At 68.6% G+C, this 21,571-nt stretch carries 25 protein-coding genes and 4 pseudogenes; 14 read left to right on the forward strand and 15 right to left on the reverse strand.

Annotated elements, in window-relative coordinates; all coding sequences use genetic code 11:
- The 7 genes and pseudogenes from ABS78_RS20330 to hutC all read left to right on the forward strand — a co-directional run.
- A pseudogene (locus ABS78_RS20330) lies at positions 1 to 361 on the forward strand (cation transporter); the annotation flags it as partial.
- 256 nt (positions 362 to 617) lie between these two features.
- Positions 618 to 878 (forward strand): annotated as a pseudogene (locus ABS78_RS20335) (MFS transporter); the annotation flags it as partial.
- A 59-nt stretch (positions 879 to 937) separates the two neighbouring features.
- The gene (locus ABS78_RS20340; protein ID WP_257839063.1) at positions 938 to 1,435 is read left to right on the forward strand and encodes a TonB-dependent receptor; all 498 of its coding nucleotides are present in this window, start codon (positions 938 to 940) and stop codon (positions 1,433 to 1,435) included.
- Between the two features lie 28 nt (positions 1,436 to 1,463).
- On the forward strand, positions 1,464 to 2,693 hold the full coding sequence (locus ABS78_RS20345; protein WP_293383869.1) for a TonB-dependent receptor: 1,230 nt from the start codon (positions 1,464 to 1,466) through the stop codon (positions 2,691 to 2,693).
- A gap of 72 nt (positions 2,694 to 2,765) precedes the next feature.
- Positions 2,766 to 3,473, forward strand: a complete 708-nt coding sequence (locus ABS78_RS20350) for a PepSY domain-containing protein (protein WP_257817732.1) — start codon at positions 2,766 to 2,768, stop codon at positions 3,471 to 3,473.
- Positions 3,470 to 4,261, forward strand: coding sequence for a PepSY domain-containing protein (locus ABS78_RS20355; RefSeq protein WP_293383812.1), 792 nt, complete (start codon positions 3,470 to 3,472; stop codon positions 4,259 to 4,261). The genes ABS78_RS20350 and ABS78_RS20355 overlap by 4 nt, the downstream gene beginning before the upstream one ends.
- 56 nt (positions 4,262 to 4,317) lie before the next feature.
- Positions 4,318 to 5,052: a histidine utilization repressor gene (hutC, locus tag ABS78_RS20360; protein ID WP_293383872.1), complete on the forward strand. Its 735-nt coding sequence runs from the start codon at positions 4,318 to 4,320 to the stop codon at positions 5,050 to 5,052.
- 82 nt (positions 5,053 to 5,134) lie between these two features.
- Here hutC and ABS78_RS20365 read toward each other — a convergent pair.
- The 7 genes and pseudogenes from ABS78_RS20365 to ABS78_RS20395 all read right to left on the reverse strand — a co-directional run.
- Positions 5,135 to 6,102, reverse strand: a pseudogene (locus tag ABS78_RS20365) (efflux RND transporter permease subunit); the annotation flags it as partial.
- A 23-nt stretch (positions 6,103 to 6,125) separates the two neighbouring features.
- Complete coding sequence (gene copD, locus ABS78_RS20370) at positions 6,126 to 7,055, reverse strand: copper homeostasis membrane protein CopD (protein ID WP_293383815.1); 930 nt, start codon at positions 7,053 to 7,055, stop codon at positions 6,126 to 6,128.
- Between the two features lie 2 nt (positions 7,056 to 7,057).
- Positions 7,058 to 7,420 carry a copper homeostasis periplasmic binding protein CopC gene (gene copC, locus ABS78_RS20375; protein ID WP_293383818.1) on the reverse strand — a complete coding sequence of 121 codons (363 nt, stop codon included), beginning with the start codon at positions 7,418 to 7,420 and terminating at the stop codon, positions 7,058 to 7,060.
- Between the two features lie 105 nt (positions 7,421 to 7,525).
- Complete coding sequence (locus tag ABS78_RS20380; protein WP_293383821.1) at positions 7,526 to 8,197, reverse strand: DUF305 domain-containing protein; 672 nt, start codon at positions 8,195 to 8,197, stop codon at positions 7,526 to 7,528.
- 349 nt (positions 8,198 to 8,546) lie between these two features.
- A complete protein-coding gene (locus ABS78_RS20385; protein WP_257835829.1) occupies positions 8,547 to 8,759 on the reverse strand; it encodes a hypothetical protein in 213 nt (70 codons plus the stop codon).
- Positions 8,760 to 8,775: 16 nt separating this feature from the next.
- Positions 8,776 to 9,117 carry a hypothetical protein gene (locus ABS78_RS20390; protein WP_257835828.1) on the reverse strand — a complete coding sequence of 114 codons (342 nt, stop codon included), beginning with the start codon at positions 9,115 to 9,117 and terminating at the stop codon, positions 8,776 to 8,778.
- 173 nt (positions 9,118 to 9,290) lie between these two features.
- The gene (locus ABS78_RS20395; RefSeq protein WP_257835827.1) at positions 9,291 to 9,815 is read right to left on the reverse strand and encodes a helicase; all 525 of its coding nucleotides are present in this window, start codon (positions 9,813 to 9,815) and stop codon (positions 9,291 to 9,293) included.
- A gap of 99 nt (positions 9,816 to 9,914) precedes the next feature.
- Between ABS78_RS20395 and ABS78_RS23955 the strand changes: the two genes are divergently transcribed.
- Both ABS78_RS23955 and ABS78_RS20400 read left to right on the forward strand, forming a co-directional pair.
- Complete coding sequence (locus tag ABS78_RS23955; protein WP_363083696.1) at positions 9,915 to 10,151, forward strand: helix-turn-helix transcriptional regulator; 237 nt, start codon at positions 9,915 to 9,917, stop codon at positions 10,149 to 10,151.
- A 183-nt stretch (positions 10,152 to 10,334) separates the two neighbouring features.
- Entirely contained in the window at positions 10,335 to 10,607 is a 273-nt protein-coding gene (locus ABS78_RS20400) for an AlpA family transcriptional regulator (RefSeq protein WP_257835826.1), read from the forward strand.
- Between the two features lie 200 nt (positions 10,608 to 10,807).
- Here ABS78_RS20400 and ABS78_RS20405 read toward each other — a convergent pair whose 3' ends face one another.
- Both ABS78_RS20405 and ABS78_RS20410 read right to left on the reverse strand, forming a co-directional pair.
- The gene (locus ABS78_RS20405; RefSeq protein WP_293383824.1) at positions 10,808 to 11,056 is read right to left on the reverse strand and encodes a GDCCVxC domain-containing (seleno)protein; all 249 of its coding nucleotides are present in this window, start codon (positions 11,054 to 11,056) and stop codon (positions 10,808 to 10,810) included.
- Positions 11,053 to 11,370, reverse strand: coding sequence for an MFS transporter permease (locus tag ABS78_RS20410; RefSeq protein ID WP_257835825.1), 318 nt, complete (start codon positions 11,368 to 11,370; stop codon positions 11,053 to 11,055). Before ABS78_RS20410 ends, ABS78_RS20405 begins: the two co-directional genes overlap by 4 nt.
- 177 nt (positions 11,371 to 11,547) lie before the next feature.
- On the opposite strand from ABS78_RS20410, the gene ABS78_RS20415 reads away from it, so the two are divergent.
- Positions 11,548 to 11,940 carry a helix-turn-helix domain-containing protein gene (locus ABS78_RS20415; RefSeq protein WP_293383827.1) on the forward strand — a complete coding sequence of 131 codons (393 nt, stop codon included), beginning with the start codon at positions 11,548 to 11,550 and terminating at the stop codon, positions 11,938 to 11,940.
- Positions 11,941 to 12,175: 235 nt separating this feature from the next.
- Positions 12,176 to 14,146, forward strand: coding sequence for a ParB N-terminal domain-containing protein (locus tag ABS78_RS20420; protein WP_293383830.1), 1,971 nt, complete (start codon positions 12,176 to 12,178; stop codon positions 14,144 to 14,146).
- 57 nt (positions 14,147 to 14,203) lie between these two features.
- On the opposite strand, the gene ABS78_RS20425 is transcribed toward ABS78_RS20420, so the two are convergent.
- From ABS78_RS20425 to ABS78_RS20435, 3 genes are all read right to left on the reverse strand, one after another.
- Positions 14,204 to 14,392: a hypothetical protein gene (locus tag ABS78_RS20425; RefSeq protein ID WP_257835821.1), complete on the reverse strand. Its 189-nt coding sequence runs from the start codon at positions 14,390 to 14,392 to the stop codon at positions 14,204 to 14,206.
- Positions 14,393 to 14,528: 136 nt separating this feature from the next.
- Positions 14,529 to 15,134 carry an RES family NAD+ phosphorylase gene (locus ABS78_RS20430; protein WP_257835820.1) on the reverse strand — a complete coding sequence of 202 codons (606 nt, stop codon included), beginning with the start codon at positions 15,132 to 15,134 and terminating at the stop codon, positions 14,529 to 14,531.
- Complete coding sequence (locus tag ABS78_RS20435; RefSeq protein ID WP_257835819.1) at positions 15,135 to 16,139, reverse strand: DnaB-like helicase N-terminal domain-containing protein; 1,005 nt, start codon at positions 16,137 to 16,139, stop codon at positions 15,135 to 15,137.
- Between the two features lie 423 nt (positions 16,140 to 16,562).
- On the opposite strand from ABS78_RS20435, the gene ABS78_RS20440 reads away from it, so the two are divergent.
- Together ABS78_RS20440 and ABS78_RS20445 are read left to right on the forward strand one after the other, a co-directional pair.
- Positions 16,563 to 16,874, forward strand: a complete 312-nt coding sequence (locus ABS78_RS20440; RefSeq protein WP_257835818.1) for a DUF736 domain-containing protein — start codon at positions 16,563 to 16,565, stop codon at positions 16,872 to 16,874.
- Positions 16,875 to 16,945: 71 nt separating this feature from the next.
- Entirely contained in the window at positions 16,946 to 17,857 is a 912-nt protein-coding gene (locus tag ABS78_RS20445; protein ID WP_257835817.1) for a zincin-like metallopeptidase domain-containing protein, read from the forward strand.
- Positions 17,858 to 17,874: 17 nt separating this feature from the next.
- On the opposite strand, the gene ABS78_RS20450 is transcribed toward ABS78_RS20445, so the two are convergent.
- A complete protein-coding gene (locus tag ABS78_RS20450) occupies positions 17,875 to 18,240 on the reverse strand; it encodes a DUF3703 domain-containing protein (protein ID WP_293383834.1) in 366 nt (121 codons plus the stop codon).
- A 164-nt stretch (positions 18,241 to 18,404) separates the two neighbouring features.
- Between ABS78_RS20450 and ABS78_RS20455 the strand changes: the two genes are divergently transcribed.
- Positions 18,405 to 19,757, forward strand: a complete 1,353-nt coding sequence (locus tag ABS78_RS20455) for a site-specific integrase (RefSeq protein WP_257835816.1) — start codon at positions 18,405 to 18,407, stop codon at positions 19,755 to 19,757.
- Positions 19,758 to 19,773: 16 nt separating this feature from the next.
- On the opposite strand, the pseudogene ABS78_RS20460 reads toward ABS78_RS20455, so the two are convergent.
- A pseudogene (locus ABS78_RS20460) lies at positions 19,774 to 21,219 on the reverse strand (type IV secretory system conjugative DNA transfer family protein); the annotation flags it as partial.
- A gap of 95 nt (positions 21,220 to 21,314) precedes the next feature.
- On the reverse strand, positions 21,315 to 21,563 hold the full coding sequence (locus tag ABS78_RS20465) for a conjugal transfer protein TraD (RefSeq protein WP_257835815.1): 249 nt from the start codon (positions 21,561 to 21,563) through the stop codon (positions 21,315 to 21,317).
- Positions 21,564 to 21,571: the final 8 nt, after the last annotated feature.

Genomic DNA, 21,571 nt, shown 5'->3' on the forward strand with positions numbered 1-21,571 from the left:
CGCGCTGACCTCGGTGCTGGCGATCGGGGCGTTGGTCGCCGGGCGATATCTGGGCTGGGTTTGGCTCGACCCTGTGATGGGCATCGTCGGCGCGGTCGTGATCTCCGTCTGGGCCTGGAACCTGATGCGCGACACAGCCGCCGTGCTGCTCGATACGGCTGATGCTCACCTGGAGGGCGAAGTGCGTCAGGAGGTTGAAGGGCTCGGGGACGCCAAGATCACGGACCTGCATGTTTGGCGGATCGGGCCTGGCGCCCACGCGGCGATTGTCAGCTTCACGGGCGACGCTTCAGCCGCCGACGTGCGCCAACGTCTGCGCAGAGTGCATGAGCTGGCGCACGTTACGGTCGAACCCCGATGAATCCGACAGCACGACAATGTTTGAGGGTGGGGCTTCACAGGTGCGTCCGAGCTGCGCGCCCAATCGATCCTATCGGACCTGATCAGCGCCCTCGGCAAGGCCAAGGCATCCCTCGTGCAGGGCCAAATCGAACATCACCTCGAAGACATCGTTTCGCGGCTCAGTCGCATCGCACGACCAACTCGGGCGCCTATCCGGACTCGCGAAATACCTGTGAGCGTCCGACGCTTAAGTTCGCGCTGAGGAAGCGAACGTCATGTTGAGCGTTCTAGGAGACCGCACCTATCGGCATCTCTTTTTGGCCCAGGTCATCGCCCTGATCGGCACGGGCCTAGCGACCGTCGCGCTGGGTCTCCTGTCCTACGATCTTGCGGGCGCGAACGCCGGCGCCGTGCTCGGCGGGGCCCTGGCGATCAAGATGATCGCCTATATCGGGGTAGGCCCGGTTGTGAACGCCTTCGTCGACCGTCTGCCGCGGCGCGGCTTTCTGGTCTCGATGGACCTCGTCCGGGCCGCCGCGACCCGAACTCGGGTCAGATCACGAGCACCCTTGAGACCAACGCGAACCTCGGCACGCTGAAGACCAGCGGCACCGACTTCCAGGTCGACTGGGTCGTGGCCCTGGCCGATGTCGGCGGGCCGCACTGGGGCACGGTGGCGCTCAACGTCATCGGCACCAAGCTGCAGGAGTGGAAGCGGCAGGACCTGCCCGGCGGCGCGTTCACCGACCGCAAGGGGACGATCTCCAACACCTTCGGCCTGACCCTGCCGGAGTGGAAGTTTTTGTCGACCCTGAGCTGGAACTACGACCCCTTCAGCCTGGGCGTGCGCTGGCGCTACCAGGGCTCCGTCGAGAACTTCAACAACCGGGAACAGGTCCTCGACGCGGTCAACTACTTCGACCTGAACGGCTCGTGGAAGCTGAACGAGACGGTGACGGTCCGCGGCGGGGTGAACAACCTCACGGACAAGCAACCCCGGGTCTATTCGCCGTCGATCGCGGCGAACACCGACCCTTCCAGCTACGACCTGGTCGGCCGTCGCTACTACATCGGCCTCACGGCCCGCTTCTAAGCTCGAAAAGGTTCGAACCGATGAGAAGATCTTTGCTGACCGTGGCCACTGGCGCGACCCCGACGCGCTGACGGTGCTGGGGGTGGCGAACACCAACCAGCAGGATCCGATCTCGGGCTCGGTCAACACCAAGGAAGCCTATCTCGAGCTCTCGGCGCCGCTGCTGGCGGACATGCCCTTCGCCGAGCGCGTCGAACTGAACGGCGCGGTCCGGTACTCGGACTACAACCTGTTCGGCAACAACATCACCTACAAGCTGGGCCTGGACTGGACGGTCATCTCCGGCCTGCGCCTGCGGGCCACGTACGGCACCGGCTTCCGTATCCCCAGCGTCCCCGAGCTGTTCGGCGGCGTCGCCGAAGGCAACCTGACGACCACCGATCCGTGCAGCCGCTACTCCACGAGCGGCGATGCGACGCTGATCGCCAACTGCCAGGCCTCCGGCGTGCCGGCCGGCTACGTCCAGCTCGGCAACACGGTGCTGACGACGGTGGGCGGCAACCAGAACCTGCAGCCGGAAGAGTCGGAGAACCTGACCCTCGGAGCGGTCTTCCAGCCGGAGTTCGTGCCGGGCCTGTCGGTGACGGTCGATTACTTCGACATCCAGATCAAGGACGCGATCCGGAACATCCCGGGCTCTACGAAGCTCGCCGTATGCTACGCCAGCCCGAACCTTTCGCACCCGTTCTGCGGACCCGAACACTTCACCCGCAGCACGCGGACCGGTGAGGTGAACTTCCTCTCCTCGCAGCCGACCAACGCCGGCAAGGAGACGATGAAGGGGGTCGACTTCGGCGTGCGCTACGCCTTCGACGTGGCGCATCTTCGCGCCGACCTCGACTGGAACACGACCTACCTCGCCAAGTACGAGGTGATCCCCTTCGTGGGCGCCGACCCGATCATCTTCGACGGCTATATCGGCGGCGGCAACGGCGGCTATCCGCACTGGCGTTCGAACGCGAGCCTGACGGTGTCGGACGTCAACTGGAACGCCACCTGGTCGGTGCAGTGGATCGGTAAGGCGAAGGACTTCAACGCCTCGCCCGGCGACATCGGCGACGAGACGCCGAACGTCTTCTACCACAACGTCCAGTTCGCCTACCGCGTGTCGGAGAAGGCCAACATCGCCGTCGGCGTCGACAACCTGTTCGACCGCGACGCGCCGTTCATCCAGAGCTGGACCGACGCGAACACGGACACCATGACTTACGACCTGCTGGGTCGTAGGGGCTACGTTCGCCTGCAATACACGTTCTGACGGACGTAGGTTCCGGGCGCCGGAGAGAGGCCCCAATGCTCTCCGGCGCCTGCCCTTTTCTAGAGACCCCCGATGCGGCTACCCGCTCTCGCCCGCACCACGCACAAGTGGTTCGCCCTGATCCTCGCCATCCAGGCGGTGTTCTGGACCCTCAGCGGCCTCTACATGACGGCCGTCCACATCGACATCATCCACGGCGACCGGCTCGTGCGCGCCCAGGCCCCACAGCCGATCGCGCTCGCCGGCCTCGTGGAACCGACGCATCTCGCCCACCTCGCGCCCGGACTGAAGGCGGCGCGGCTTGAGAACCAGCTGGGGCAGCCCGTCTATGTCGTCGACGCGGATGAGGGGAAGGCGCTGTTCGACGCCCGCAGCGGCGAGAAGCTGTCCCCCTTGGGCGAGGGGGCGGCGCGGGCCCGGGCCAAGGCGCTGTTCGCCGAGGACGGCGACATCGTGAGCGCCGAGCTACTCACCAAGGCTCCGCTGGAGATTCAGACCCGACCCGTGCCGATCTGGCGCGTCGAGTTTGAAGGCGCCTGGCGGCCGACATTCTACATCTCGCCCCAGACCGGCGAGCTCGTCTCCCGCCGCCACGACCTGTGGCGCACCTTCGACTTCGTCTGGATGTTCCACATCATGGACTACGATGACCGTCAGGACGTGAACAACATCCTCATTCGCATCTTCACCTGGATGGGCGTCGCCACGGCGGCCACCGGTGGGTGGCTGCTCCTCTACAGCTTCCGCCGCAAGCGGCGGGTCCGAAAGGCCGCGGCATGACCTGGTCGCCCATGTTCCTGATCCGCTGGCTGCACAAGTGGTCCGGCCTGGTCCTGGGCCTGCAGTTCCTGCTGTGGGCGCTGAGCGGCGCCGTGATGGCGCTCCTCGATCACCACAAGGTCTCAGGCGAACATGCGCTCGCCCCGCCCGCTGAGCTGCCGGCTGCCGCTGCGCTGCTGCCGCTGACCGGCGTGGCCGGAGCGGTCGGCGAACCCATCACCAAGCTGCGCCTGAAGCCGCTGTACGACAGCTGGGTGTACGAGGTGAGCACGCCCCGCGGCGTCAGGGTCATCAATGCAACGACGGGGCAGCCCGTCGTCATCGACGCAGCCAAGGCGCGCGAGCTCGCCGTGGCAGGCTTCACCGGATACGAGCCGCCCAAATCTGTAACCTACGTGGCCAAGTCCACGCTGGAGACTCGCGACCTTCCGCTGCCTGTCTGGAGGGTGGAGTTCGCCGACAAGGAGCGGCACGCTCTGCTCGTGTCCGCCAGCACCGGCGAGGTGCTGGCCGCGAAGAACGACACCTGGCGGCTCTGGGACGTGGCCTGGATGCTGCACATCATGGACTACGACGACCGCCAGAGCTTCAACCATCCGCTCATCGTCACGCTCGCGACGGGGGCAACCTGGCTGGCGCTCAGCGGCCTGATCCTGCTGTTTCGCAGCTTCCGGCGCTCGGACGTGGCCTGGATCCTGGACCCGCTTGAGGCCTTGGCGGAGCGCCGGCGGGCCAAGCGGACGGCGCCGCTGCCGCCCGCCGCCAAGGACAGCCGCCCCCGGGCTTGATACGTGGCATTGCAAGCGCAAGGCTGCGTTACGCAGGCGCGGCCGAAAGCGAGTCCATGAGTGCTGCCGCTGCCCTGACGCTTCACAAGCGGATCCGCTCGGACATATCCGAGCGCATCTTGTCGGGGGCATGGCCCCCGGGGCACCGCATTCCTTACGAGCACGAACTCATGGTGGAGTACGGCTGTTCACGCATGACGGTGAACAAGGCGCTCGCGCCGCTTGCCGAGGCCGGGCTCATTGAGCGACGTCGCAAGTTCGGGACGTTCGTGGCGCGGCCCAGGATTCACTCCGCCGTGCTCGACATCCCGGACATCCCGGCCGAGGTGAGCGGGCGCGGCGAGGCTTACGACTATGAGCTCCTGTCCCGACGCGTTCGACCCGCCACGGCTCGCGAGATGGAGGAGCTCGGCCTCGAGCGTTCGGCCGAAGTCCTCGTCCTCAAAAGCCTTCACCGGGCCGGCGGGCGGCCCTTCGCGCTGGAGGAGCGGCTGATCAACCTCGAGACAGTGCCGCAGGCCGCCGAAGCCGACTTCGCCGCCACCGCGCCGGGCAGCTGGCTGCTGAGCCATGTGCCCTGGACGGAGGCCGAGCATCGGATCAGCGCGGCGAACGTGCCGAAGGCGGTGGCGGCGGCGCTCGGCATCAAGCTGATGACCGCCTGCCTCTTGCTGGAGCGCCGCACCTGGCGAGGCGCGGACCGCATCACCCATGTTCGGCTCATCTTCCCGGGGGAGGCCTACGACCTCGTCGCGCGCTTCGCCCCGAAGAGAGGATCTACCGAGACCTGATCCCGCGCGGCCACGATGCTCCGCGCCGACGCCGCGATGCAGTACAGCGGCGCCGCTCAGGAATCTCGCGGGGCGCGCGGTGGCGCCGGCGGCGCAACAGGAGGTACCCCGCTGGGATGACAAGCATGGAGAGCAGGGGAGCCGTCAGCATGCCCCCGATCATCGGCGCCGCGATCCGGCTCATCACCTCCGAGCCGGCGCCATGGCCGATCAGCACAGGCGTGAGCCCCGCCAGGATCACCGCCATCGCCATGGCTTTCGGACGTACGCGCAGCAGCGCCCCTTCCCGAATGGCGTCCTCGACGTCACCGGGGCCCGGTTCGGGCCCGCGCTCGGCAAGGGCGTGCTTCAGGTAGATGAGCATCACGACCCCGAACTCCGCGGCGACCCCGGCGAGGGCGATGAAGCCCACCCCAGTCGCCACCGACTGGTCATAGCCAAGGAGGTAGAGCGCCCAGAACTCGCCGGTGAGGGCGAAGGGCAAGGTGAGCATTATGAGCGCCGCCTCGTCCAAACGACGGAAGGTGACGTAGAGCAGAAGGAAGATGATCGCGAGCGTCGCGGGCACGACGAGCTTCAGCCGCTCGGCCGCCCGTTCGAGGTACTCAAACTGCCCCGAGTAGGCGATCGAGACACCCGATGGCAGCTGTACGTCCTCGCTGAGCGTCTGGCGAAGGTCGCCGATCACCGAACTTAGGTCGCGGCCCCGGACGTCCACATAGACCCACGTGGAGGGGCGGGCGTTCTCCGTCTTCACCATCGGTGGGCCGTCTGCGATCGTGATGGCCGCCAGCGTGCCGAGCGTGATCTGTTGGCCCGTGGGCGTCAGGATCGGCAGCCCTCGCAGCCCCTCAAGGCTGTCGCGCAGCTCACGCGGGTAGCGGAGGCTGATCGGATAGCGCGCCACGCCCTCCACCGTTTCGCCGATGGTCTCACCGCCGATTGCGCCGGAGACGATTTCCTGGACATCGGCGATGTTCAGGCCGTAGCGGGCAGCCGCGGCGCGGTGGATCTCGTGTCAACATAGCGCCCGCCTGTCAGCCGCTCGGCGCCGGGCAACTCGGTTCACGTCCTCACATGGCCCCTGGCGGCGCGAGCGTGCCGAACCATGCGACCAGCGCCAGCACACCGAAGCCCAGCGCGGTTTCGAGGATGACGCTTCGACGCAAGTGGGCGAGGGCCGCACCCTCGCTGTCTTGAGCGCCGAGGCCGCGTCCGAGCGCTGGCGTCAGCTGGAAGCGGTTTGCCGCCGCAAGCCCGAACATGACCACAAACAGGACCAGCTTGAGCGACAGGAGCCGGCCGTAGGCCGTGGTCCAGAGGCCGTTGAGATGATCGAGCCCGACCAGGAACCAGCCGTTGATCGCACCGGTGGCGAGGAGCACGGCCACGACAGCTGTGCCGACCCCGGAGAAGCCGTGTAGAGCGCGGTGGAGGGCCCCCGTCGCTGCTGGAGTTGGGGTGGGCGTACGAAGCAACAGCAGAAAGGCGACGAGCGCGCCGATCCACACCGCCGCAGCCCAGGCGTGGAGGATGTCAGAGACGAGATGAAGGGACGCGCCGACCCCCTCTGTGGCCGCGCCGTGACCCATCCAGGCCAAGCTTGCTGTTGCGATCGCGCCAAGCGTGGCCGCCACGATCCAGGTGGTGCGAGAGGGCTTGAGCACGAGGATCAGCAGCACCGCCAGCCCCGCAGCCGCGGCGCGGATTATGGCCGCCTTGCCGAGATCCATGCCGGTGGCGACGGCGCTCAGGGTCTCGGGCTTCAACCCTTCGGAAAAGGAGCCACTGAGGATGCTGGCCTGCCCGAGGATCGACAACAGAGCCGTCGCAGCCAGGAGCGTTCCGGCGCAAGCGAGAAGTCGGCTGGCCCATGGCGCCTCGGCCGCGGATCCATCTCCTCGCCCCGGCAGTGCGTAGACGAAAAAGAGCGATGATCCCATCAGGACCATCGCTCCCAGATATTGCGCCAGCCTGAGGACGATGACCGCAGGCTCAAGCACGATCAGCCAACCTTGAAGGCGACTTCGCCGGACACCTTGTGGCCGTCCGCCGTCGCCGCCGTCCAGACAACCTTGTAGGCGCCGGCGCTCAGCGCCGCCGTGGGCGCGCCCGTGAGGCTCTTGCCGTCCTTGGAGACGGTGGTCTTCACAGCGACCTTCATCCCACCGTGCTCGGGCATGACCACCTCGAACTTGGAGAAGGCCGGCACCAGCTTCTCGCTGAACGTCAGGGTGATGATCTTCGGCGCGGCGACCGTGGCGTTGGCGGCCGGGTTCGACGACACGAGTTTCGCATGGGCGGCGGCTTGCGAGGCCACGAGAAGGGTCGCCGCAGCGACCGCGACACCGAGGTGATGACGGATCATGGTGGATATCCCGACTGAAGTATTCAAAGGGATATACGCACCCGGCACATGAACCCCTCATGATCGGGCCTGCCGCCGGCGGTGGCTTGCCGGCGGCAGGTGGGATCAGCCGCCGAGCTTCGACTGCAGTTCGGCGATCTCTTTCGTCTGCATGTCGATGGTCTTCTGCGCCATCCGCCGGATCTCAGGGTCCTTCGCGTCCTGCAGGACCCGTTTCGACATGTCGATGCTGCCCTGGTGGTGTTCGATCATCTTACGCGCCCAGGTCTGGTCCGCATTTGCGCCGGTCGCCGCCATCATCTTCTGGCTCATGGTCGCTTCCATCTCGGCGAACGGATTGGCTTGGCCGCCCTGCTCGCCGGCGTGCGCCTGAACCCATTTGTCGAGCTCGGCCCGGTCCTTGGTCTGCATGTCCATGGTCTTCTGGGCCATGTCGTGCATCGGCCCGTTGGGAGACTGGTTGAGCAGCGCCCGCGACATGTCGATACCGCCCTGGTGGTGAGCCATCATCTTCATCGCCCAGGTGCTTTCGACGGTGGAGCCGACCGCTGCAGCCATCTTCTGCTTCATGTCCGTCTCGATCGGCATGAAGACCGCCGCGGGTCCGCTGGCCGGGATCGCCGCATTGGCGCTCGCGGGTGAGGCCGCCGACTCTGCCGCAGTCGCGGCCGGCGCCTCGGTGCTCTCGTTGCTCTTGTTGCACCCGGCGAGACCCAGGATGGCGATCGCTGCGCCCGTCATGAGCCAGGTTGGTGCAAGTCCATTGTTCGTCGGCATGGGCGTTCCCTTTGTTCCCGTCGCGGCAACGCCTACAGCGCAGCCAGCGTTCCGGATTTACAAGAGCAGGAACCAAGTACGGCGGCAGACTCTCCTGTGATGGGAAAGTTATGCGGAGGTGTTCGGGGCTTCCGGGGTCCTTTCGATCTTTGGCGAAGGCTTTACCAACGAGGTCGACAATGTAGGGCCAAAGCTGAAAGCAGCGGCCGAGCAGCTCCATGAAGACGGCCTAGTCTCCAACACGTCTCAGTGCGGGACGATGGACGCAGCGAAGCCTACGCCACGCTCTTATTGCTTTCAGGCGGCAAGACCTGGGTCTTCGCTCAGCATGGTTGATCGTTGGCGCAGGTCAGTGCCGCACGAACTCGCCGGGCGGTCCGAAGCGTTCGGCGAGCTCTAGGCGGATGGCCTCGATCTCCGCCTCCAGCTGCGGCAGCTCGGCGGCGTCCGCGCGCTCCGCGCGCGCCAGCAGCGCAAGGCAACGGTCGACCAGCGCTATGGCCTCGGGGTTTCCCCGGCAGCGCAGCCGCAGGTCCAGCAGATAGGCGAGCGCGTCCTCCAAGCGGGTCTCCATCGGACTAGCGTGCCGGCGGGCGACGCTCGCCCAAGAGTGCGGTGAGGTCCCGGCGCGAGCCAGCGATCATCGCCTGGGCCTGCAGGTGGTCGTCGGTCCAGATCAGCTGCTCGGCGACCGCGAGCCGGGCGATCACCTCCTCCAGGCTTGTCGCGCCCTGCTTGGGCAGGGCCTCCAGCAGCGCGGCGCGCTGCTCCAGGAGGAGCTCCAGCATACCATCGATGTCACGGAGCTCCTGCGCGCCTGCCAGCATTCTTCCCGGCTGGGAGGGCTGGTCTTCGATATAGGCTTCGAGCCGCGCCCACCGGCGCCGTAGCCGGGAGATCCTGGCGTCGAGGTGGAGCAAGGCCCGGTAGGGCTTCGTGGGGTCCGGAGACGAGGAGCCCGCCGGCAGTTGCAGAGGCGCGGCGCCGACGGGGCGCGCGGCGGCTGCGGCGGAGGCGCCGGCGAGCAGGGTCCGGCGGGAGACCGCTGCCAAGCGCGCCGGGTGTGCGACGGGAGGACGTCCTGAGCCCATGATCAAGGGCGCTCCCCGGAACGGGCCGCGAGCGTCGTGAGATCGCGTCGGGAGCCGAGGATCATGTCGTACGCTTCGGGATGGTCGTCGCGGTAGAGGAGCCGCTCGACGACCGCCAGCCGCGCGGCGACGGTCTCGAGCGTGTCGGCGCCGGACCGGGGAAGTTTGTCGAGCAAGCCGTCCCGCTCCGCGCACAGCCGCTTCAGCTGCGCGTCCACGTCCCGCAGCGCCTGCCCCGCAGGCAAAGCCGCCTGCTCCGCTTCGCTCAGCCGGTGCCAGTTGTGCGTCTCGAACAGCCAACCCTCGATGTCGCCCCAGCGCAGGAGCAGGCGCTCGATCTCTCGATCCAGATGGACCCAGCGCCGGTAGAGGCCCGTGGCGGTCCCGGGCGCTGTGACGGACGGGAGCGGATGGGCCACGCCAGCCTGAGGCGCGGTGGCCGCCGCCGAGGTCCCGACCAGGACGGCTCGTCGGGAGAGCGCAGGCAGCCGGGCGCGCTCGCCCGCCGCCGATTGACGTGAGCCCATGATTAAGCTTCTCCGGTGTATTAGACTTTTAGTGCCACAGATGACGCTTCCAGATCAATCTAAAAGCACCATGAAAGTATCAAAAAGTACCTTGTCGTGGTGACCGCCGCGCAAATTCGAGCGGCGCGGTCCCTTCTTGGGTGGAGTGGATCCCAACTTGCCGCGGCCGCAGGTGTCTCCCTGCAGACCATCCGACGCATGGAAGGTGAGGTTGGGCCTGGGCGGAGCACAGCTGCGAACGTTCACGCCGTGCAGCAGGCGCTTGAAGGAGCGGGGGTGGTGTTCATCGCCGCTGATCAAGCTGGCGGGCCAGGTGTCCGCCTGAAGCGAGCGTAGCCTAAAGTTCAGAGGGGAAAGCCTTCCCCTGCGGTCGAGCCCTGACGGTCTCGTCCGACCCCTTCCAGCGGGGGAGCGCCCCCGCAACGCCCCCGCTCCCCAGCCCTGTGGGGCCGCTCCTCCCTCAGGTCGACTCGCAAGAAGGTGACTTTGTCAGTCCTTCGAAACTTGCGGAGCGCGCTCATGCCCAACCCTGTCATCACCCGCTGCATCCGACGTGCGGAGCTGCGGAGGCTCGTGCCGCTGAGCGACACGACGATCTATGAGATGGAGCGCCGCGGCGAGTTCCCCCGTCGCTTCAACCTCACGCCCCGTTGCGTCGCCTGGAGCTTCGACGAGGTCCAAGCCTGGCTGGCGGCGCGCCGGGACCCGGCTCCGGACCAGGTGCTCGAACGCGCACCCTCGCCCGACGTGCATCAGCGCCGCACGAGGCCCGTCCGCACCCTGGGAAGCTGACGCTCTCGCAGCGTTAGGGAGAGCGCCGGGCGGTCGCTCGCGGTCCCGCCGCGCCGGGCGCGGCTCCTGCGGGAGCGACCCTTCGGGCGCGTCGCGCCGCCCGCCGCTCGCGGCAGCGTCCCGCCATGCAGCGCCGGCTCCGCCGCGCGCAGGCTCCTTGCGGCCGCATCCTTGCTAAGCGGTCGCCGGCGCGTAACGTTTCAGCCGCTGGCGGCGCTGCAGCACGACGGTGCTCCGCCGTTCGCGCGAGCTTCTTGGACCGGCGGGCACGGAACGTCGGCGTACGAGCAATAGACGCAACAATCGCCGGCGTTCGGCTTCAGAACTGCGCTGCAACACGGGCAGTCATAGAAATACTGGCAGGCGTCCGTCGGCATGGTCTCCGTTGTCCGCCCACCGCACTCGGGGCAGGTCAGCGTGGAGCGTAGCTCAAAGGTCATCGCGTTCATGCGCGTAAGGTCCTCAGGATCATCAGGGCCTTTGGCTCTACGAACGGCTGCCAAAGGATCGCCAGCACCAGCAGCGCTGTCGCGAGTGAAAGCAGGATCACGGACAGCTGAGAAGGCGGCGCACAGCCCCCAGCGATCTTGCACGCCCGCGCCCGGCGTCCGATGCGCCACCAGCCAGCGCCCAGGACCAGGGCTGCGCCGATGGTCAGCCACAGGCGTTGGCCGGCGACGAAGGCTGCCCCGGTTAGGCCCAGGCCTGCGGCCGCGAGCGCCATTGGCAGCACACAGCACGCGGCCCAGGCGAATACCGCCAAGCACGCGGCGCAAACAGCTGACCAACTAAGAGCCGCGTCTTTGCGCGCGGATGATGCTGTCGCCTGGATTGTCACGCTCGCGCTTCCCTCTAACCGTTGCTACCTCTCCCACCCGTAGCGACTACAGGGTCAAGGCTTAATCACATGCGCGCTTCCCGAGGCCTCACGATCGGGGGGTTGGCGACCGCCAGCGGCGTCAATCTCGAGACCGTCCGTTACTATGAGCGAATCGGCCTGATGCCGGCGCCGGACCGCACCGCGGCGGGCCACCGCGTGTACGAGGATCACCATCTGCGACGCCTCGTCTTTGTCCGGCGGGGCCGACAGCTTGGGTTTTCCCTGGATGAGATTCGTGCGCTGCTGGACCTGGCCCAGCCTGGGCGACGCGCGTGCGGTGACGTCAAGAAGCTCGCCGCGATGCACCTGGACGAGGTCCGCGCAAAGATCGCTGATCTTCGCCGGCTGGAGACCATTCTCAGTGACACCATCCGCAAGTGCGACGGACAAGCCGATGCGCCCGCATGTCCGGTTCTCGACCTGCTTGAAGCGGATGCTGTCGCCTCGTCATAGTTCCCATCGCCGCGCCTTTGGCCCGGCGCCCGCTTAGGGCTCCGCCCTCGGCGCGCTTCGGAGCGGCTTCCGCCCAGCTTCGGTCCCCTCCGCCGGGCGCCACAGGCTGACGGGCCTCCAGGACCCTGCAGCCGGTTCCCCGCGAAGCCGCCCCTCCGCTTGCACACCCGGTCTCGCCGACGGGCAGGGCTGCAGGCGCGGCGTGCGCCTGCAACCCAGGCCCAAGGAGGACCTTATGACCGTCCAGACCGTGATCGAGTCCGGCGCTGTGATCGAAGTGCCCCTCAACAAGCTCAAGAAGTCGCCGAAGAACGCCCGCAAGACCCCGCACGGCGAAGCGGCCATCGCGGCCCTGGCCGCGTCCATTGCCGCCAAGGGCATGCTGCAGGCGCCGGTGGTGGAGCCGGAAGTGGGTGAGGACGGCGCGCCCACCGGCTTCTGGCTGGTGACCATCGGCGAGGGCCGCCGCCTCGCCATGCTGCTCCGCCTCAAGCGCAAGGAGGTCCGCAAGAGCGAGCCCGTCCGCTGTGTGGTCGACACGACCAACGACGCCCACGAGATCAGCCTGGACGAGAACGTCACCCGCACCGAGATGCACCCGGCGGACCAGTTCGAAGCTTTCCGGCGGCTGGCGGCAGAACGCGGTCTTGGCGCCGAGGACATCGGGGCGCGCTTCGGCGTCTCGGCCCAGGTGGTGCGCCAGCGTCTGCGGCTCGGCGCGGTCTCGCCCAAGCTGATGGCGATCTACCGCGAGGGCGGGCTGGCGCTCGATCAGCTGATGGCCTTCGCGGTCAGCGAGGATCATGGGCGGCAGGAGCAGGTCTATGACCAGCTCACCTTCAATCGCTCGCCGGGGGTGATCCGCCGCGCCATGACCGAAGCCAAGGTCCCGGCCAGCGACCGGCGGGCGATCTTCGTGGGGGCCGAGGCTTACGGCGAGGCCGGGGGGACCATCCTGCGCGACCTCTTCACCGAGGACGGCGGCGGCTGGTTCGAGGACGTGCCGCTGCTCGACCGGCTGGTGACTGAGAAGCTGGACGCCATCGCCTCGGAGGTCCAGGCGCAGGAGGGCTGGAAGTGGGCGGCGGCCTCGCTCGACTACCCGCACGGCCACGGGATGCGGCGGGTCTACCCGCACCCGGTGGAGCGCTCGGAGCCGGACAAGGCGCAGATCGACGCTCTCTCCGAGGAATACGACGCCCTGGTGAGCCAGTGGGACGCGGTGGAGGAGCTGCCGCCCGAAGTGGAGGCCCGCTTCAAGGAGATTGATGCCGCCCTGGACGCCTTCGGCGACGGGCCGGCTTACGATCCCGACGAGGTGGCGCGCGGCGGCGTGTTCGTGATCCTCGGCCATGACGGGCAGGCCCGCATCGAGCGAGGGCTGATCCGGCCCGAGGACGAACTGCCGGTGGCGGAGGCCGAAGCCGAAGACAATGCCCAAGGCGAGACGGAACCGGATGGTGACAGCGATGGAACCGCGCCGAAGGAGGCCGAGCCCGAGGAGGATGCGGGCGCGCCCTTGTCGGAACGGCTGTTGCTGGACCTGACCGCCTACCGGACCGTCGGCCTGCGCGACGCCGTGGCGACCGACCCCACCCTGGCGCTGACCGCCCTGGTGCACGCCCTGGCGCTCAAGGCCTTCTATCCGCCTTGCGAGCAGGCGTCGTGCGTGGAGGTGAAGCTGGTCAGCGCCTACCTCGACGGCCATGCGCCGGGCGTCAGCGACAGCCCAGCTGGACGACGGATCGCCGAACGGCACGAGGCCTGGGCGGCGCGCCTGCCGCGCGAGCCCTCGAAGGCGTGGGACGCCGTGTCGGGCTTCGGGGCGGGCGAGCTGATGGACCTGCTGGCCCATTGCGTGAGCCTCGGGATCAGCGCCGTGCGCAATCCGCTCGACCGCAAGCCGGCGGCCTGGGACCACGTCGAGCGGCTGGCGCGCGCCGCGGGGCTCGACATGACCACCACGTGGGCGCCGACCGCCGAGCGCTACCTTGGCCGCGTGACCAAGGCGCGCATCCTGGAGGCCGTCGCCGAGGCGCGGGGGGCGGAGGTCGCGGAGCGGATCAGCGACCAGAAGAAGACCGAGATGGTGGAGACGGCCGAAGTCCTGCTTTCGGGGACCGGATGGCTGCCGCCGCTGCTGCGCACGACGAAGGCCGAGACGCCGGAGGCGCCGGTGGACTCGCCGGCGATGGCCGCCGAGTAGGCGCTCCTGCTCGGCCGACTCGCCCGCGCGGGTCCGCCTGCGCGGGCTTCCCTCTGCCTAATCTTCCTCTGGAGTTCGAGTTGCGTGAAGATCGCCTTCGAGCTTCCCAACCTCGGCTTCCACGGCGCGCATGTGGAACATGGTGGCTTCGCCGATCAGCCGGCTCCGTTCCGCGAGGTTCTGTGTCTCGGCTGCCTGACGCAGCAGCTCCTCCGCCCTGCGGCGATTGATGTCCCGATCCGGCATCTTCCCGAACGTCGTCTTGTCGACCCAATCCTATGGAACCTCGAACCGTGGTCCTCTGTCCACGGTTTCAGCGCGGCCATTGCCGGGCGACAGACATGCGGCGGTTGTTGGCGGACCAACGGCCGCCGGGCGGCGGTCAGAAGATCGCGACGCCCAGGCGCCGTAGCGTCGCCGCAAGCTGCGCCCTCCGGTCCAGCAGGGCTCCAATTCGTGTGGCAGCGAGCTTGGGCAGCGCCCGCTCGAAGACCGCTAGGTTCGGCTCGCCAGTGAACCGGGACAGGTAGATCAGCCCATCGGGCTGGAGGTCATGCGCGTGGAGCGCCGCAGACCAGAGCTGGCCCAGCCGCCAGTCCGCCGCATGCGCCACGTCCGACGGGATGCCCATGCGCAGCGGCCCGTCGCCGCGCAGGTCCGCCAGCCGCAGCGGCGTCACCACCTCGATCTCCGCGCAAGCCCAGGCCTCGAACTCGGCAAGTTCGATCGGGAGGTCGCCAAGCCGGCCGTCGCCGCGATCCCGCACCAGGGTCTCGGCAACCGTCACATTCACCGATGAGCCGAGATAGACGACGCCGTATCGGTCGGCGGCCTCAGGCGGCGGGCTGAACCGGCTTTTCGCCGACCTTCCGAACCCCAAGGGATCGGGAAAGGTCCGGCGATAGAGCCGCAGCCATTTCGCGCCGGCCGGCTCGTCGTGCAGGACGAGCGAGCGGGTGCGAAATCCCTCCGGCGGTTCGGTCGCCACTCAGCCGAAATCTCCGCGCGCCTGGCTCTCAGCTAGGTCCAGGACCTCTGCGACCTTGCCCCTGCGGAGCTTATCCTTCGGCGCCTCGCCTTCCAGAGCCGGCGACGGCTGCGTCAGGAAGCGGAACACCGCCCAGGGGCTGTCGCCCAGCAGCTCGAACACCGTCGGCAGGCCCGGTAGCAGGCCGCCGTCCCGGGTCACCTGCCAAGCCGGGTAGCGGACGCCGCGCTTCGCGCCCTGCAGCCCCAGGATCTCCCGGCGCTTGAGCTTCTGGCGCACGGTCTCGCGCGTGGCGCCGATCAGCCCGGCGAAGTCGTCGGCGCCCAGCATGTCAGGCGCGGCGAGGACCTCGGCCGCACGGGCCTCGCCGCGGGCGCGCGCGTCGCGGAGGGCGGCTTCGAGCTCATCCTCCGCCGGGGGGCGTCGACGCAGGGCAAGCCCGCCGATCCGCGCGGCGAACGTCGGCACGTCTGTCGTGGATGGCGCGCGATCCACCAGGTCGGCCAGGTAGCGGACGCCGCCTAGCTCTCTGAACGCCGCGTCGTTCGAGAACTGCTCCGCCATCAGGATCGGCTCGGCGAGCTTCCCGCTGCGCCAGGCGTCTTCCATGGCGGCGAACAGCCGCTGGTGGAACGGCTCGTAGAAGTCCACCGCGGTGAGGGCGGGGCCCAGGTGCTCGAACCCGTCATTGTCGTACAGCAGGGCCCCCAGCAGCGCCTGTTCTGCTTCGATGTCGGCGGGGAGCGCGTCCGCCGACAGCGGCTCGACGTCGATGTCCACCTGGGATGAGGGACCTTGCAGCCGGACGGTGAGCTGGGTCGGCCGGCCCGTGCTGTAGGCGGCGCGAACGGCGCGCTCCACCTGCTGCAGCAGAGCGGCGAGGGCTGGGCTTTCCGGGTCCGCCTGGGCGGAGGCGGGCGCAGCACCGCCGAAGCCACCGGTCGCAGCGCTACGCTGAGCGACCCCGGCTGGCGTTCCGGTCTTCTTGGTGACGGCGTGGGTCATGGCGAGCTCCCGGGATGTCAAGGTGGGCAATCTCGTCAACTTCGTCAACCTGCGGTTCGTTCCGGCTCGAACGAGGGACTTGAGCCCGTTCCGTGAGGCCGATGCTTGGCGGCCCCGGCGGCCATACGTCTTCGTCGCGCGAGTCCCGGCCGGACGCGGTCTCTCTCGCTGGCTGATCTGGGCGAAGCCGATCCGGACCTTCAACGCCGACCCGCCGGCTTTCTTCCCCTGAGGCGTTCGCCTCATTCCTCGCGAGGCAAGAAAGCCTCTGGGTCGGGCGCCCTCCGCTGCGCTCCGGCCCTTCGCCACCCCACGCGCGGGCGCGTGGGGACCCGGCAGGGTGAAGGTCCGGCCTGGCTCCGCCCGACCGATCGCCATCGAGACCGCGATGGGCGCGGCTCGCCAGCGAAACGGAGACTTCCCATGGCCACCATCGGCGCCTTCCACAAGCAAGCCGACGGCTCCTACAGCGGGGCCATCAAGACCCTCACCCTCAACGTCAAGCAGGCCCAGTTCCGGGCGGCCGACAAGGACAACGAGAAGGCCCCGGACTTCCGCATCTTCTCCGGCCAGACCGAATTCGGCGCCGCCTGGAAGAAGACCTCTCGGGAGAACCGCGACTACCTCTCGGTCAAGCTCGACGACCCCAGCTTCCCGGCGCCGATCTACGCCAGCCTGGTCGACGCCGAGGACGGCTACAGCCTGATCTGGTCCCGCAGCCGCAGCGCCGACTGACCGCCCCGAGCCGCCGCCCCGCACGGCGGGGCGGCGCCCCATCCCCATCATCCAAGTTCAAGGAGGCCGCCATGTCGCGCGCGCCCAAACACACTCGCCCCGACCTCTACAGCCGCGTCACCCAAGCCATCGTCGAGGACCTGAAGCGTGGCGTCCGCCCCTGGACCAAGCCCTGGTCCGCCGAGCACCTCGCCGGCCGCATCAGCCGCCCGCTCCGCCACTCCGGCGAGCCCTACAGCGGTATCAACGTGGTCCTGCTCTGGGCCGAAGCCGTGGCCCACGGCTACGCCGCGCCGATCTGGATGACCTTCCGCCAGGCGCTGGCGCTCGGCGCCCACATCCGCAAGGGCGAGCACGGCGCGACTGTCGTCTACGCCAACCGGGTCAAGCGCACCGAAGCCGGCGACGACGGCCAGGATGTCGAACGCGAGATCCCCTTCCTGAAGGCCTACACCGTGTTCAACGTCGAACAGATCGAGGGCCTGCCGGCGCATTTCCACGCCCCGGCCGCACCGCAGCCGGAGCCGCAGCAGCGGGTCGAGCATGCCGAGGCCTTCTTCCGGGCCGTGGGCGCCGACATCCGCCACGGCGGCGGCCAAGCCTACTACGCCATTGGTCCAGACTACGTGCAGTGCCCGCCGTTCGAGACCTTCGTGGACCCGGAGGCCTACTACGCGACGCTCGCCCACGAGTGCACGCACTGGACCCGCCACCCGAGCCGCCTCGACCGCGACTTCGGCCGCAAGCGCTGGGGCGACGAGGGCTACGCGCGGGAGGAGCTGGTGGCCGAACTGGGCGCCGCCTTCCTCTGCGCGGACCTCGGCCTGGAGCTCACCCCGCGCGAGGACCACGCCAGCTACATCGACAGCTGGCTGCAGGTGCTTGAAGGCGACCGGCGGTTCGTCTTCACCGCCGCGGCCCACGCCCAGCGCGCGTGCGACTTCCTGCACGCCCGTCAGCCGGCGAACGCCGTCGCCGCCTGAGGCGAGGCCCGGCGCGCTCAGCGCGCGCCGGGCGCTTCGCAGTAGGGGCGCAGGTCATCCGGGATCGGCATCGGCTTCTTGGGCGGCACGTCGGCGCCGCCGGTGTTGCCGTGCGGCAGCCATCCCAGCAGCGACAGCAGCCCGCCGGTCGAAAGGCGCAACACCTGGCCCAGCACCTCGCGTGCGTCGCGGCGGCGCCAGCCGATCTTCAGCATCAGCCAGTGCGTCCAGCTGTGGGCGTCGAACCACGGCTGGCCCAGGATGTGCGCGCGCTCAGCCAGGCGGAACGCCTCGCGCAGGTCGCCCCGTGCGTATCCCACGCGCGCGGCCGCGGCCTCGCGTTCGTAGGCTTCCCGCCGCGCCGTCGTCTTCAGGTTCGCCATCTCGCCGCCTCCCAATCCGCGGCGAGCGTGCATGCTCTAGCCACTGGAGGATCAAGGCCGTTCTGCGGAGCGCTTGCAACCCTGGCGGTTTACCTCTTGCCGAACGCACCCATCAGGCGATGATGGGACTGGGCAGGGGGCGCGCGACCAGCAGGAGGCGCGCAATGGCCGATGAGGAGCAACACACGCTCCTGGACGGGAAGGTCCATGTCTACCGGCGGGCCAACAGCCGGTACTGGCAGTGCTCGACCTACCTCGGCAGCCGCAACCATCGCCAGTCCACCCGAGAGGAGAACCTCGCGGCGGCCATGGACTTCGCCCGCGACTGGTACATGGACGTCTACACGGAGCATCGGGTCCGCAGTCGCGGCGGCGAGATCGTCGCCGCCGAGGAAGCTCGCTTGCGCCAAGCACGCCTGCCGGCCCCGCGTGGGCGGAGCCACACCTTCAAGGAGGCCGCCGAGGGATTCCTCGCCGAGTACCAGGTCCTGACCTTCGGCGAGCGCAACGCCGTCTATGTGGAGGGCAAGGCCCGACACGTGCGCCTGCGGCTGGAGCCCTTCTTCGGAAGGGCGCCGCTGCACCGCATGACCGCGGGCCGCATCCAGGCCTACCGCGTCAGCCGCATGACCCCGCCGGACGGCGACGCGGCCAAGGCGTGGCGGCCGCCGGCCAAGAGCACCCTGCACCAGGAGTTGGTGACGCTTCGGCAGATCCTGAAGTGGGCGAACCGGCAGGGCTGGATCCATGCCTTGCCGGACATGAGCGCCCCCTACCGCCAGTCCGGCAAGATCTCGCACCGGGCCTGGTTCTCGCCCGAGGAATACAAGCGGCTTTACGAGGCCACGCGGGAGCGGGCCCGGACGCCCAGGAAAGAACGCTGGCGGGCGCAATCGGAGAAGCTGCACGACTACGTTCTGTTCATGGCGAACACCGGCCTCAGGCCCGACGAGGCCTCGCGGCTGCAGTTCAGGGACGTCAGCGTCATCTCCGATACCGGCAGCGGTGAACGCATCCTGCAGATCGAGGTGCGGGGGAAGCGTGGGGTCGGCTTCTGCAAGAGCATGCCGGGCGCGGTGCTGCCCTTCGAGCGGCTGGCCAAGCGCGGCGCGCCGGCCCAGGCCGACCTGATCTTCGGAAAGGTGCAGCGGCAGCTCTTCAACGCCGTCCTGGCGGAGCTCGATCTCAAGCACGACCGGGAGGGCAATGTCCGGACCGCCTACAGCCTGCGGCACACCTACATCTGCCTGCGGCTGATGGAAGGCGCCGACATCTACCAGATCGCGAAGAACTGCCGCACCAGCGTGGAGATGATCGAGAAGTTCTACGCCTCGCACATCGCCGGCACGATCGACGCCGCCGCGGTGAACGTCAGGAAGGCGGCGGCGCGTCCGGCGGCCGGGCCGAGGCGGCCAGGCCCGGCGCCGTCGGCGAAGGCTCCGGCTCCGAAAGCTGCGGCGCGTCGGCCGCCCGCGCGGCGATCCGCATCGCCCGCGTCTGAGGCGTCGCCACCGTGAACAGGCCCTGGAACTCCGGGTCGGCGTAGTAGCGGACCTTCTGCGCCACGACCGGCGCCTCGCCGGGCCGCAGCAGGATTTCCAGCGACGGATGCAGGCGCATCACCTCGTCGGGGGTCATCAGCTCGCGGCGGGCCAGGTGCGTGCTGGTCGACGACCCATGGGTGCTGAAGAACTGGTTTGGGGCGCGCGAGACGGATGTGCCGGACGTCTCATACGCCACGGTGGTGGCGCCCAGCGACTTCGAGATCCACTCGGCGGTGTCGTAGTCGGCGACGTTGAAGACCTGCAGCAGACTGGCGTTGGAGAGGAAGGTGCCGGCGCGCTCGCCATAGGCGCCCCACAGCTGATGCATGTCCTGCAGGATCGGCCAGAGCTGGACGCCATAGCCGGCCATCAGGCCGAACGCGCGCTCGATGGGCTCGAGCCGTCCGAGCGTGGCGAACTCGTCCAGCAGGAAGAGCACCGGCGGTCCTTCCTCGGCCGGCGTGCGCGCCAGTTCGCGCAGGCCCTGCGCCACCAGCAGCCGGAGCCACCGGGCGTAGGTGTCGATGCGGTCCGGCGGCAGCACCAGGAACACGGTGCACCAGGAGGTTTTCAGGTCTGAGAAGCGGAAGTCGCTGCCCGCCATGGCGGCGTTCAGCCGGGCGCTGTCGAGGAAGTGGGTGTGCCGCTGCGCCGACGAGAGCACGCCCGCCGCCTCGCGGTCGCTCTTTGACAGGTGGCGGTTGGCGGCGCGGCGGACGAGGCCGCCAGCGCTCGTGCTCTTCTGCATTTCGGCCAGCGTCGCGTCGAACTCGTCGGGGCTGCCGCTTAACAGGTCGCGAACGGTCGCCAGCGTGCGCTCCGGCTTCGGGCGGCTGCAGGCCACGTGCAGCATCAAGCCGGCGATCAGCGCCTTGGCCTCTTCGTTCCAGTGCGCTTCGCCGAGATGCGCCGGCGGATCGTAGACGAGCGCGTCTGCCAGAACGGCGGCGTCTTCGGCGAGGTCCGGGTTATCGGGATCGAGAACGTCCATCGGATTGTAGCGGGCCTGTGGCATGCCCGTGACCCCGAACGGGTCGAGCACATGGACGGGACCGAACTGGCGGCGCCGGTCGTAGGTGACGCCAGTGTTCTCGCCCTTCGGGTCGAGGCAGAAGACAGAGCGATCGCAGGCCAGCAGATTGGGGATGATCGCGCCCACGCCCTTGCCCGACCGGGTGGGCGCGATGGTGAGCAGATGCCCCGGCGCATCGTGGCGTAGGAGCCCGCCGCCGCGCCGGTTTTCGCGGCCAACGATGAGGCCGCGGTCGCGCCGCAGGGTCTGGCGGACGCGCTTGTCCGACGCGAACTGCGCCGAGCCGTGCACGGTGTCGTTCACACGTTCGTAGCGGAGGCGCCAGTTGCCGAAGGCGATGACGCCGCCGAGGAGACTGCCGCAGAAGATCGACACGCGCCGCCAGATGTCGCCGGCCCCCATCACCTCGTCGATGAACCAGCCCGCGAGGCCGCCCGCAATCTGGCCGAGGACCAAGCCCCAGATGACGAAGACGACGCAGAGAATGTAGCGGCCGATCACGGCGACACCGCCGGTGCGTCGGCCGCCGCCTTCTTCGCGTCCTGCTCGGCCTCGAAGGCCCGCTGCCCACGACGGCGCCAGAGCGCTAGCGTGGCCTGGCGGTCGGCCGGAGACAGCGTCTCAGCGAGCGCCAACAGAGCGCCGTAGAGTGTCGCCCGGTCGTCGTCCACGGCATCGGCCAGGCCTGACTTCTGGACCAGGCCGCCGAGTTCGATCAGCCGATGGGTGCGTTCGCGTCTTTCCACGATCCAGC

This window comes from Phenylobacterium sp. SCN 70-31, assembly GCF_001724605.1.
Taxonomy (GTDB): domain Bacteria; phylum Pseudomonadota; class Alphaproteobacteria; order Caulobacterales; family Caulobacteraceae; genus Phenylobacterium.